Source organism: Pseudomonas sp. GXM4, from assembly GCF_008923895.1.
Lineage (GTDB): Bacteria > Pseudomonadota > Gammaproteobacteria > Pseudomonadales > Pseudomonadaceae > Aquipseudomonas > Aquipseudomonas atacamensis.
Map to the genome: position 1 here is coordinate 1 of NZ_WBRZ01000040.1, position 13,390 is coordinate 13,390.

General features: G+C 63.4%; 2 protein-coding genes. Both read right to left on the reverse strand.

What is annotated here, in order from left to right; all coding sequences use genetic code 11:
• Window positions 1-36: 36 nt before the first annotated feature.
• Window positions 37-999 (reverse strand): alpha/beta hydrolase, encoded by a 963-nt coding sequence (locus F8N49_RS08375; protein WP_151551133.1) that lies wholly within the window; start codon window positions 997-999, stop codon window positions 37-39.
• 69 nt (window positions 1,000-1,068) lie between these two features.
• On the reverse strand, window positions 1,069-13,383 hold the full coding sequence (locus F8N49_RS08380) for a non-ribosomal peptide synthase/polyketide synthase (RefSeq protein ID WP_151551134.1): 12,315 nt from the start codon (window positions 13,381-13,383) through the stop codon (window positions 1,069-1,071).
• Window positions 13,384-13,390 lie beyond the last annotated feature (7 nt).

The following is a 13,390-nucleotide window of genomic DNA, read 5'->3' on the forward strand; positions in this document are numbered from 1 at the left end:
GAAACCGCCAGCAGCCGCTACCGAAGCAACGGATATTCACCCAATCTCAAGAGCCCGCGCAAGCGCCCCACCAACCCGCAAATAAACCTCCAGAACCCCAGGCACCACCGCCCCCAACCGCAACAAATCATGAGTCAACCCGGCACAAACCTCGACCTCGACCTCAACCCCCTGCCCACGCAGCCTGTCGACATAAGCCTGCCCCTCATCCAGTAATGGATCAAACCCGGCAAGCACCACAATAGCCGGCGCCACCCCACGCAAATCCTCCGCCAGCAACGGCGAAAAACGCCAATCCAGATAATCCTCCGACCCACGCGCGTAGTGCTGATAAAACCACTCCAGCGTGTCGTTCTCGAGCAAATACCCCTCGCCAAACAACAGCCGCGAATCATGCACCCGCGAAGCATCGGTCACCGGATAACACAACAACTGCGCCTTGGGCGCGATAGCCACCGTGTGCGGCTGCCGCACCGCCTGAATCGCCAGCACCGTCGCCAACGTGGCACCCGCGCTGTCGCCACCAAACGCAACGCGCGAACCATCCAGGCCGAGGCTCGCAGCCTGTTCGGCCAGCCAGGCCAAAGCGTCCTCGCCATCCTCCAGCGCTGTCGGAAAGCGATGCTCCGGCGCCAGTCGATAACCGACCGAGAGCACCGCACACGGCGTGCGCTGGCAAAACTCGCGGCAGACGCCGTCGTGGGAATCCAGACTGCCAACGACAAATCCGCCACCGTGGAAATACACCAGCACCGGCAGCGGCGATTCAACACCGTTGGGCCGATACAAACGCAACGCCAGCGCCGCACCGTCACGGGCCAGTGTCTCAATCTCGCTGACTTCAACATCCTGCGGCGCCGGCCAGCGCAGTTGCGCGGTGGTCTGTTCGAAGGTGGCGCGGGCCTCGCTCGGGCTTAGTTGGTGCATGGCCGGCAGGCCGGCGTCCTGGCTGTCTTGCGCCAGGTCGAGAAAAGCTTCCAGATCAGGGTGTAACGACATCGTTAAAAATCCTTGTATCTGCAATAAGACGGGCGCGCCTGGGCAGCGCCCGCGCAAAAGGCCGGGCGGTCAACCCACCCGCGCCATGCAATGTTCGATCAACGCTTCAAGCTCGCGCTGGTAATCGCTCATCAGCGCATCCATGGTGCCGGCGCGGTAACGCTGGCTGCTGTAGATGCAGCGCAAGGCCAGTTGCCCGTCATAGACCTGGCCGACGATTTCCAGCCAGTTGCCCAGATTCGCCTTGAGACTGTAGTTGTCGCCGGTCTCTTCCAGTGCCGGCACCAGCAACGCCTGTTCATCGAAGCTCTGGTCGAACTGCCCGAGGTAATTGAACGTCACCCGTGCCTGCGGCAATGCAGCCAGTTGCGCCGAGATTTCCGGCCCGGCCAGATGACGCAGCACGCCATAGCCGATGCCCTTCTGCGGTACGCCCGCCAGTTGCGCCTGCACATCGATGATCGACTGGCCGATGTCATCGCTGTCCGGGCGCAAACGCACCGGGAACATGCTGGTGAACCAGCCGAGGCTGCGGCTCAGGTCGATCGATTCGAAGAGGTCTTCGCGACCGTGACCTTCAAGCAGAATCAGCGCCGACGGTTGCTGACTCCAGCGGCACAGGGCGCGGCTGAGCGCCGACAGCAGCAAGTCGTTGATCTGCGTGCCGTACACCGCCGGGGCCTGTTTGAGCAGTTGTTCGGTGTGCTCGCGGGAAAGCTTGAGCCGTGCCTGCGCCTGTTGCCGCACGAGGTTCTTGCCGCGCGGGTTGTCGCACGGCAGATCAACGCCGGGCTGATCCAGTTGCTCCAGCCAATAGCTCAATTCCTGCTCGGCAATCACCGGCGCCTGCGCCTGCAATGCTTCGGCAAACGAACGGTAACTGCTGGTACGAATCGGCAGCTGCGGTGGCTGCCCCTGTACGCACGCCTCATAAGCGACTTTCAGGTCGTCGAGCAGAATCCGCCACGACACGGTGTCGACCACCAGGTGATGAATCACCACCAGCAACCGCGCCTGACCATCCGGCAAGGCCACATGCATGACCCGCCAGACCGGCCCGTCATCGAGTTTGAGACTGCGCTGCGCGAGGTTGGCCAAGGCTTCGACCTCTTCGCTGCTTTGCGCTTCGCGGCGCCACAGCACAGCCTCGTCGGAGGCGCTGCTGCTATAGCGCTGCAACCAGCGCCCGCCGTCGTTGGAAAAACGCAGGCGCAGCGAATCGTGATGTTGTTCGATCAAGCCCAGTGCCTGTTCCAGTGCATCAAGATCCAGCGGTTGACGTGCGCTGAGCAGCAACGACTGGTTGTAGTGATGCGCCTCGGCCATGCCTTCGGCGAAGAACCATTGCTGGATCGGCAGCAAATTGAACGCGCCCTCTGCGGCAACCTGAGTCAGGTCCGGCAGCGCTTGCCCAGCGCCCTCCTTCGCCACTTGCTGCTCGAGAATGCCGGCGATGGTTTGATAGCGCATCAGATCACGCAGCTTCAGCTCCATCTGCAGCGTCGGGTGGTTTCTCACCCGCGAGATCACTTGCAGGCTGAGGATCGAATCGCCGCCCAGTTCAAAGAAGTTATCGCTGATACCGACCTGCCCGACCTGCAACACCTGCGCCCAGATTTCCGCCAGCAGGCGTTCCTGCTCGGTGCGCGGGGCAACATATTCGTCGCTTTTGAACTCCGGCTCCGGCAGGGCCTTGCGATCAAGTTTGCCGTTGGGCGTAACCGGGAACGCGCTGAGGCAGACGATCTGCGCCGGCACCATGTATTCCGGCAGCGAAGCACGCAGCCTGGCCTTGAGTTCATCGCCGATATCATCACCCGTGGCGGTGACCACATATCCGATCAGTTGCTTGCCGGAGGCATTGTCGCGGGCAATCACCAGCGCATCGCTGACCGCCGGCAACTGACGCAGGCTGGCCTCGACTTCGCCCAGCTCGATGCGGAAGCCGCGCACCTTGACCTGATGGTCGATGCGCCCGACGTAATCGACCACGCCGTCCGCGCGACGGCGCACCAGATCGCCGCTGCGGTACAGGCGTTCGCCCGGGGCAAACGGGTTGGGCACGAAGCGCTCGCCGGTCAGATCGGGGCGCCCGTAATAACCGCGAGCGACGCCGTAACCGCCGATGTACAACTCACCGGCAAAACCCGGCGGCAGCGGATTCAGATCGTCGTCGAGCACGTACAGCGAACGCGCACCGACCGCGCGGCCGATCGGCGCATACGCCGCTTCGCAATGCTGGCTGATGGCGACTTTCCAGAGCATCGGCGTGACCACGGTTTCGGTCGGGCCGTAGCCGTTGGTGAAGTATTGCGGACGCAACGCCGCTTTCACCTGTTCGAAAGTCTGTTCCGGCACCGCATCGCCACCGAAGCAGTAGATGCGCACTGGCGGCGGTGCGATGCCGCTGGCGGCCGCGTACTCGGCCAGTTGCTTGAGATAGGCCGGCGGGAAGCAGGCGATGGTCACGCCGTAATCGTGCAGGGCCTGATAAGTCTGCTCCGGGGTCCACAGACAACCGTCGCGGATCACCAGACGCCCGCCGCTGTACAAGGTACTCAGCCAGCGTTCGTGAGCGCCGTCGAAAGCGAACGACATGAAGTGCAGCTCGCAACTGCTGGCGTCCATTTCGTACAACTCGGCAATGGCCTGGCAGTGCATGCTCAGCGGGCCTTGAGTAACGGCCACGCCTTTCGGCCGTCCGGTGGAACCGGAGGTGTAAACCAGATAGGCCAGGCCTTGCTCGTGAACATCGCAGACCGGGGCCGCATCGCTGTAGAGACTGCGATCGAGTTGATCGATTTCCAGGCGCAACACGCCATGCGGCGCCGGTAACGTCGCGCGCAGGCTGGTTTGCGTCAGCAGCAGGGCCATGCGCGAATCTTCGATCATGTAGGCCAGACGCTCGGGCGGATAATCGATGTCCAGCGGCACGTACGCCGCACCGCTCTTGAGCACGGCGAGGAAGCTCACCAGCATTTCCAGCGAACGCGGCAATGCCACGCCGATCACCACTTCCGGACCGGCACCGTGGGCGATCAGGCACTGCGCGAGTCGATTGGCCTGCCGCTCCAGCTCTGCGTAGGTCAGGCTTTCGCCGGCGCATTGCACCGCGATCGCGTCGGGCTGCTGTTGCGCATGACGGCTGATCAACTCCGGCAACAGGCGAGGCTCATGGCGGTGCGCCGGCTCGGCGCTCCAGGCCTGCGCCGCTTGCCATTGCTCGGCGGACAGACGCTGCAAGTTGCCCAGCCGCTCATACGGCGCGGCCATCATCGCCGCGAGGGTGTTTTCCAGGGTCAGGCGAATGCCTTCTACCGCCTCGGCGCTGAAGTGGCTGCGCAGGTACAGGTACTCGATCGACAACTCATCGCCGAGCATCACCGCAAGGTCCATCGGCACGTTGGTCACGCCGTGGCCGATGGATTTGCCGAAGGTCAGCTCGGTGTCGGTTTCTTCCTGCAAGCGTTCGTCGATCGGGAAGTTTTCGAACACCACGATGCTGTCGAACAGCGCCTGACCACCGAGGTTCGACCAGCGCTGCACATCGGCCAGCGGTGCCTGGGAGTAATCGCGAATGTCGAGGTTGTAGGCCTGCACTTCGCCCAGCCAGTCGGCCAGGCGCTGATCGGCCTGTGGGGTCTGAATGATCGGCAACGTGTTGATGAACAGGCCGAGCATGTTGCCGACGTTCGGCAGACTTTCCGGGCGCCCCGACACGGTGGCGCCGAAGGTCACCGTTTGCTGGCCAGTGTAGCGTTGCAACAGCAGCAGCCACGCGCCCTGAATCAGCGTGTTGGGGGTGATGCGCAGGTCGCGGCAGAACTCCAGCAGGCGCGCGGTTTGCGCTTTGTCCCAATTTGAATAGAGCGCATCGTGACCGGTAACGTCGGCACTGTGGCGCGGGTGCATCGCCTGACTCAGCGCGGTCGGTTCGTTGACCACCGCCAGACGCGCCTTCCAGAACAGCTCTTGGGCATCCTGATCCTGCGCCTGCAACCAGGCAATAAAGTCGCGATAGCGGCCGTTCTCGCCAGTCACCTGGCCCGTGGAATAGAACTGCAAGACCTCGCCGAACAACCGCGAACTGCTCCAGCCGTCCATCAGAATGTGGTGGCTGGTCCAGATCATCTGGTACTGCTCGTCGCCCAGCTGCAGCAGGGTCACCCGTTGCAAACGCGCCTCGGACAAGTCGAAGCCCAGCGCGCGGTCGGCACTGGCAAATTCGGCAATCGCCGCCTCGCTGCAGTCCTGCCCACGCCAATCGAGCACCTGCATCTGCAGCGGCGCATGGCGATGGACGACCTGCAGCGGTTTGGCCAGGCCGTCCTGCCAATGGAAACTGGTGCGCAGGATCGCCTGACGCACAATGATGAATTCCCAGGCCCGACGGAAACGCTCAACGTCGAGGCCCTTGATCGGCAGGCTGACCTGTTGCACGTAAAGGCTGCTGCCGTTATCCGACAGGGTGTGGAAGAGCATGCCTTCCTGCATCGGCGACAGCGGATAGACGTCTTCGATCAGCTCCGCCGGCACCGGCAAGGCATCGAGCTGCGCCTGATCCAGTTGCGCCAACGGGTAGTCGGCGGCGCTGGCGGATTGCGCGTCTGCAAGCGAAACCACTGCGGCCAGTTTCTGCACCGTCTGCTGCTGGAACAGGTCTTTGGGCGTGAAGCAAATGCCCTGCTGCCGCGCGCGGCTGACCAGTTGAATCGAGATGATCGAATCACCGCCGAGGGCGAAGAAATTGTCGGTCACGCCGACCTGCTCGATCTTCAGAATGTCCTGCCAGACCTCGGCCAGTTGCTGCTCCAGCGGCGTCGACGGCGCGACGTAATCGCGTTGTGCCTGGCTGGCATCCGGTGCCGGCAAAGCCTTGCGATCAAGTTTGCCGTTGGGTGTCAGCGGCAATTGTTCGAGGAACAGCCACTGCGCCGGCACCATGTAGTCCGGCAGATGCGCCTTGAGCGCGGCTTGCAACTCAGCACTCAGCGCGTCCAGTTGCGCGGGGCTTTGATCGGCCTCGGCCGGTACCACATAAGCCAGCAGTTGCTGGCCGCCGACGCCGTCCACCGCCAGCACCACGCCTTCGCGGACGCTGGCCTGGGCCAGCAGACGCGCTTCGATTTCACCCAGTTCAATACGGAAGCCACGCACCTTGACCTGATGGTCGATGCGGCCGACGTATTCGATACGGCCGTCGTCCATGAAACGCGTCAGGTCGCCGGTGCGGTACATACGCTCGCCGTTGCTCGCCAACGGGTTGGGCACGAAACGTTCGGCGGTCAGGCCCGGGCGCAACAGATAGCCACGGGTGATGCCCTCACCGGCCAGATACAGCTCCGCTGCGATGCCGACCGGCGCTTGCTGCAATTGCTCGTCGAGCAGGTACGCAGTGGTGTTGCGCAATGGCCGGCCGATATTGGCCTGGCCACCGAGTTCGCGACGGGTCCAGGTCGAATACGTGGTGTCTTCGGAAGGCCCGTACAGATCGTAAACGTGGGCGACCGAAGTCTCGCGGTACAGGGTGTCGACCAGCGCCTGCTTGAGCGGCTCGCCGGCCAGATTGATGATGCGCACCCCCGCCGGGATCTGGCCGATGCGTTGCAACGCGGCAATTGCCGACGGCACGGTGTTGATCAGGCGCACCTGATCACGCTCGGGCAAGTCCGCCAGCTCCAGGGCATTGCGCGCCATGACCATGGACCCGCCGCGCGCCAGGGTGACGAAAATCTCCCACACCGACAGGTCGAAGCACACCGACGTCGAGGCCAGCACGCCTTGCAGATCGTCCTCGCTGTAGACCTCGGCGGACCAGTGAATCAGCGCCTGCACGTTGCGATGGGCGATGGCCACGCCTTTCGGTTTGCCGGTGGAACCGGAGGTGTAGATCACGTAGGCAAGATTGGCCGAGTCGGCGCGCGCCGGCAGGTTGTCCGGTGCTTGCGCGGCGAACGCCTCACCGCCGGCCTCGACCAGCACCACCTGCGCTTCGCTGGACGGCAGTTGCGCCAGCAAGGCTTGCTGGGTCAGCAGGACTTTCGCCTGACTGTCGTCGAGCATGTAGGCCACGCGGTCGGCCGGGTAGTCCGGGTCCAGCGGCACGTAGGTGCCGCCGGCCTTGAGCACCGCCATCAGGGCGATCACCAGTTCCGCCGAACGCGGCAGTGCCACGCCGACGCGCACTTCGGCGCTGACACCCAGCGTCACCAAATGCCGGGCCAACTGGTTTGCGCGCCGGTTCAGTTCGCCATAGCTCAGGGCCACGCCGGCATGACTCAACGCCAGTGCCTGCGGATGTGCTGCGACCCGTGCTTCAAAGCTCTGCGAAATCAACCGCTCGGCCGGATAAGCCGCGTGATTGTCGTTCCACTGCGCCAGCGTCTGCCGTTCGGCCAGCGGCAGCAGACCGATCTCGCCAAGTGCCCGTTGCGGCGCTGCGATAAACTGCTCGAGCACTTCACGCAAATGCGCCGCCAGAGCAAGCACGCTGCGTTCGGCAAAGTGCTCGGTGAGGTAGTTGAAATCGAGGTTGAGCACTTCGCTGGCACCAGCGATCAGGGTCAGGCCGTAGTTGGTCTGTTCACGATGCTCCAGACCGGAAAAGCGCAGCCCGCCCGGATTGGCCTCCAGCGCTTCGGACACCGGATAGTTCTCGAACACCAGCAAGGTGTCGAACAACGCTTCGCCACTCAATGCGGCCAGACGCTGAATGTCCTGCAACGGCGTCTGTTCGTAGTCGCGCAGCAACAGGTTCTTGTCCTGCACGCTGCGCACCCAGTCACCGACGCGGAGGCTGGCCTGCGGGCTGGCGATCACTGGCAAGGTGTTGATGAACAGCCCCAGTTGCTCCTCGATGCCCGGCAAATCCACCGGCCGCCCGGAAACCGTAGCGCCAAACGCAACGGTGGCCTGCCCGGTGTAGCGCTGCAACACCAGCAGCCACGCTGCCTGCACCAGACTGTTGAGGGTCACCTGTTGCTGACGGGAGAAGGCGTTCAGACGCTGGGTCAACGCTTCGTCGAAATGCAGACGATGCATCTGTTTGCCCGGCCCCGGCACGGTGCGTCCGTGGCAGGCCGAGGCCAGTCGGGTCGGCTCGTCGAGTTCGGCCAGTTGCCTGCGCCAGAATTCCTGCGCGGCCGCCTTGTCCTGGCCCTGCAGCCAGGCCAGAAAATCGCGGTAGCGGCCCTGCGCGCTCGGCACCGGCTGGCCGGCGTAATCCTGCAGCACTTCGCCGAACATCCGCGAGTTGCTCCAACCATCCATGAGGATGTGGTGGCAGGTGAAAATCAGCCGATGGCGATCGTCGGCAGTGCGCAGCAGGCACAGGCGCAACAGCGGCGGATTCTGCAGATCGAAGCCGCGTTCGCGGTCGGCCTGCGCCCGCGCCTCAAGCACCGCTGGCAGATCAGCGGCATCGCGTACATCAACTTCCGGCATTTCCAGGGTCAGTTGGCGGTTGATCACCTGCAACGGTGCATCGAGGCCATCGCGGCCCCAGATGAAACCGGCGCGCAGCACTTCATGGCGATCGACCACCCGCTGCCAGGCTTGCTGGAACCGCGCAACGTCGAGGCCGTCGATGTCCAGCAGCATCTGATAGACGTAGGCGCTGGCGTCGGCGTCGTACAGGCTGTGGAACAGAATGCCCTGCTGCATCGGCGCCAGCGGATAAATGTCCTCGATGCGCTGGGCGGCAATCGGCAGGCTGTCCAGATGCGCCTGGGACAAACCGGCCAGCGGCACGTCGGACGGCGTGAGGCCGCCCGCATGGCTGAGGCAGTGGTCGATCAATTCGCTCAGCGCCACTTCGTAGGCGCGGGCCAGCGCGGCGATGGTCGCCTCCTCGAAGACGTCGCTGCTGTAGGTCCAGGTCAGGCTCAACTGGCCCTGATAAACCCGGCCATCGATGGTCAGCCAGTTGGCCATCGGCGCGTTTGCGTCCTGACCGGCGCCCTTGTCCTCGGTGGCCGGCCGCCACAAGGCGTCTTCATCGAAGTTGTTATCGAACTGGCCGAGGTAGTTGAACGTCACCTGCGGTTGCGCAAGTTCACGCAGCGCCGCTTGTGCGTCGGCGGTGCCGAGATAACGCAGCAAGCCATAGCCGATGCCCTTGTTGGGGATCGCGCGCAGTTGCTCCTTGATGCCTTTGATCGAGCTTTCCAGGCTGGCGTTTGGTGTCAGGCGCACCGGGAACATGCTGGTGAACCAGCCCACGGTGCGGCTCAGGTCGATGTCATCGAAGAGGTCTTCGCGGCCATGGCCTTCGAGCTGCACCAACGCGCTCTCGCTAGCGGTCCACTCGCAGAGCACCCGCGCCAGTGCGGTCAGTAGCAGGTCGTTGACCTGAGTGCGGTAGGCCGCCGGGGCCTGTTGCAGCAGCTGGCGAGTGCGTTCGGCGTCCAGTCGCGTGTCGACGCTGCGTTCGAAGCGGTTGTTCAATTGGCCCTGCGGATTATCCAGCGGCAAACCGAGCGGCGCATCGCGCAACTGCTCGCGCCAGTAGCTCAGTTCACTGCCCAGCGCCGCGCTTCGCGCATGTTCTTGCAGGCGCAAACCCCAGTCCTTGAACGCGCTGGTCTTGGCTGGCAGATGCACGCGCTGTCCGCCGCTGATCTGCTGATAAGCGCTTTGCAGATCTTCGAGCAGGATTCGCCACGACACGCCATCGACCACCAGGTGATGAATTACCAGCAGCAGACGCTGACTGGCGTCCGGCAAATCGATCAGCGCCGCACGGATCAGCGGGCCGTTGTGCAGGTCGAGGCTGCGTTGCAGGTCCAGGCACAGCGCTGGCAATGCCGCGCTGTCGTCCAGCGTGAAAGTACGTAACAACGCTTGTGGCTGATCCGCCGCGCCGTGGCTTTGCTGCCAGCCCTGCTCGGTTTGGCGATAACGCAGACGCAAGGCGTCATGCTGCTTTTGCACCTGCGCCAGGGCCTGTTGCAGCGCCGCGGCTTGCAGGGTTTTCGCCGGGGTCAGCAGGATCGACTGGTTCCAGTGATGCCGCGCCGGGATGTCGCTGTGGAAGAAATACTGCTGGATCGGCGTCAGCGGCGCGTCGCCAAGCACTTCGCCCTGCTCCGTCTGCACCGCGTCGCTCTGCTGCGCCACGGTGGCCAAGCGCTGCACGGTCTGATGCTGAAAAATGTCCTTGGGCGTAAAGCGAATGCCGGCCTGCCGCGCGCGACTGACCACTTGAATCGAGATGATCGAGTCGCCGCCCAGCTCGAAGAAATTATCGTGAAGCCCGACCCGTTCGACCTTGAGCACGTCCTGCCAGATCTCCGCCAGACGCTGTTCCAGTTCACTGCGCGGCGCGGCGTAGGCTTCTTGCACCTGCGCAACGTCCGGCTGCGGCAGTTGTTTGCGATCGAGCTTGCCGTTGGCGGTCAGCGGCAGTCGGTCGAGGAACGCCCAACTGACCGGGACCATGTAATCCGGCAGGGTTTCGCGCAGGTGCAGCTTGATCGAATCGCGCAGCGCGCCCTGCTCGTCCGCGTTCAATGTCTCGGCCGGCACGACCCAGGTCGCCAGTTGCTGACCGCTGAGGCCGTCCACCGCCAGCACCACCGCTTCGCGCACCTGTGGATGCTTGAGCAGTTGCGCTTCGATTTCGCCGAGCTCGATACGGAAACCACGGATCTTCACTTGGTGGTCGATACGGCCGATGTACTCGATCACCCCGTCGCCGCGCAGGCGCGCGAGGTCGCCGGTACGGTACAGACGCTGGCCGGCCTTGCGGTTGAACGGGTCGGGCACGAAGCGGGTAGCGCTCATGCCGGCCTGATTCAGATAACCACGGGCCAGACCGGCGCCAGCAATGTACAACTCGCCGATGCAGCCTTGTGGCACCAGGTTGAGCGAGCTGTCGAGCAAGTACCACGACAGGTCGACAATCGGCGCGCCGATCGGGCTGCTGTGATTGCTCTGCAGATCCGCCAGCGACAACGGCCGGTAGGTCACGTGCACGGTGGTTTCGGTGATGCCGTACATGTTGATCAGCGTCGGCGCGCGGTCGCCAAAACGCTCGAACCACGGACGCAGATTTTGTACTTCCAGCGCCTCGCCGCCGAACACCACGTAACGCAGGGCATTGCTGCGGCTCGACTCGCAGGCGACCTGCATCAGCGGTTTGAACGCCGACGGTGTCTGGTTCAGCACCGTGACATTTTCATCGCACAGCAGCGTGTAGAAATCCTCTGGCGAACGGCTGACATCGTGGGGCACCACCACCAGTTTGCCGCCGTACAGCAGCGCGCCAAAAATCTCCCACACCGAAAAGTCAAACGCGTAGGAGTGGAACAGCGTCCAGCTGTCCTGCGCGCCGAAATCGAACCAGTGCGCGGTGGCGCTGAACAGGCGCATCACGTTGCCGTGCGGCAGCAAGGCGCCCTTGGGTTTGCCGGTGGAACCGGAGGTGTAGATGACGTAGGCCAGATTGTCCGGCGAGGTCAGGCATGGCGGGTTGCTTGCGATGCCGTGCTCCGGCGCCTGATTCAGATCGAGGCAGATCAGCCCCGGCGGCAGCGGCAATTGCCCGAGCAAATGGCCTTGGGTCAACAGCAAGTGAATACCGCTGTCGTCGATCATGTAGCTCAAGCGGTCATCCGGGTAGCTTGGGTCCAGCGGCACATAGGCGCCGCCGGCCTTCAGCACCGCGAGAATGGCGACGATCATGTCCAGCGAACGCTCCACCGCAACGCCGACGCGCACGTCCGGGCCGACGCCCTGCTCGATCAGCGTGTGCGCCCACAGGTTGGCGCGGTGATTGAGTTCGGCGTAGGTCAGGCGTTGCCCGGCACAGCTCACCGCCACCGCATCGGCATGCCGCTCGGCCTGGGCCTCGATGGCTTGCTGGATGCACGGCGTCAGCGGTTGTTCAATCAGCGACGGATTCCATTGCGCCAACAGCTGTTGCTGCTGGCCTGCATCGAGCATTGGCAACTGGCCGATACGCTGGCTCGGCTCGGCGACGATCGCTTGCAACAGCGCGGTCCAGTGCTGCGCCAGGCGCTCGATGGTCGCTGCGTCGAACAGGTCAGTGGCGTACTTGAGCACCGCTTCGATGCTGTGGGCCTGTTCGGTGGTGTTGAGGGTCAGGTCGAATTGCGCGGTCTGGCTCTGCCATTCCAGCGGTTCGATGTTCAGGCCGTTCAGGCGCGTGGCGACGCTCGCACGGCGCTCGGCCTGGTGGTTGAACATCACCTGGAACAGCGGACTGTGGCTGAGGCTGCGGCCCGGTTCCAGCGCTTCGACCAGTTGCTCGAAGGGCAAGTCCTGATGCGCATGCGCCTCCTGCGCCGTCTGTTTGACCTGACGGAGCAGTTCGATAAACGGCAGCTCTGCGTCGATGTCCGCCTTGAGCACCTGGGTGTTGACGAAGAAGCCGATCAGGCGCTCGATTTCCACCCGGCCACGGTTGGCCACCGGCACGCCGACACGGATGTCGCTTTGCCCGCTGTAGCGATGCAGCAAGGCCTGAAACGAAGCCAGCAGCAACACGAACAGGGTGACGTTTTCCTGCCGGGCAAAGGCCTTGAGGGCATGGCTCAGCGCCGGATCAAGAATCAGGTTATGGCTGGCGCCGGCAAAGCTTTGATCGACCGCGCGCGGGCGATCCAGCGGCAGTTCCAGCACCGGTTGTTCGCCGCCGAGCTTTTCCTGCCAGTAGGCCAGTTGGCGCTCCTGCTCACCGGCCTCCATCCACTGGCGCTGCCACAAGGCGTAATCGGCGTATTGAATCGGCAGGGCCGGCAGACCGGCGTCGTGACCGAGGTTGAAACCGGCATAAAGCTGCACCAGTTCCTCGATCATCACTTGCAACGACCAGCCATCGGAAACGATGTGATGCAGGGTCAGCACCAACACATGCTCATCCGGGTTGACCTGCAGCAGCGCGGCACGCAGCAACGGGCCGTGCTGCAGGTCGAAAGTCTTCTGGCTCTGGGTCTGGACGAAAGCCTCGATCGAGTGCTCCGGGTCATGCGCCAGATCAGTGCTCAGGTAATGAATATCGAGGGTAAAAGGTCCTGCGGGCAGGACCACTTGCAAGGGTTGCGCGCTGTCTTGAGAGAACACCGTGCGCAAGGTTTCGTGGCGTTCGATCAGCGCCGCAATGCTGCGTTCCAGTGCCGGCACATCCAGCGGCCCTTGCAAGCGCAGGGCCGTCGGAATGTTGTAGGCCGCGCTGTGCGGTGCCCACTGCCAGAGGAACCACTGGCGCTGCTGAGCGTAGGACAGCAGCAACGGCTCTTCAGCCGTGCGCTTGAAAACCGGGGCAATGTCAAAGAGGTTGACGCCTTTCTGCTTGAGCAGAACCGCCAGAGCCTTTCTTTGCTTAGCCGAAAGTTGTCCTACCGACTCGATTAACTCTTGCACGCGTTTT

What these genes read in the sequence shown, in the direction of transcription:
- F8N49_RS08375 (WP_151551133.1), bottom strand. Translation starts at nt 999, where the DNA reads ATGTCGTTACACCCTGATCTGGAAGCTTTTCTCGACCTGGCGCAAGAC.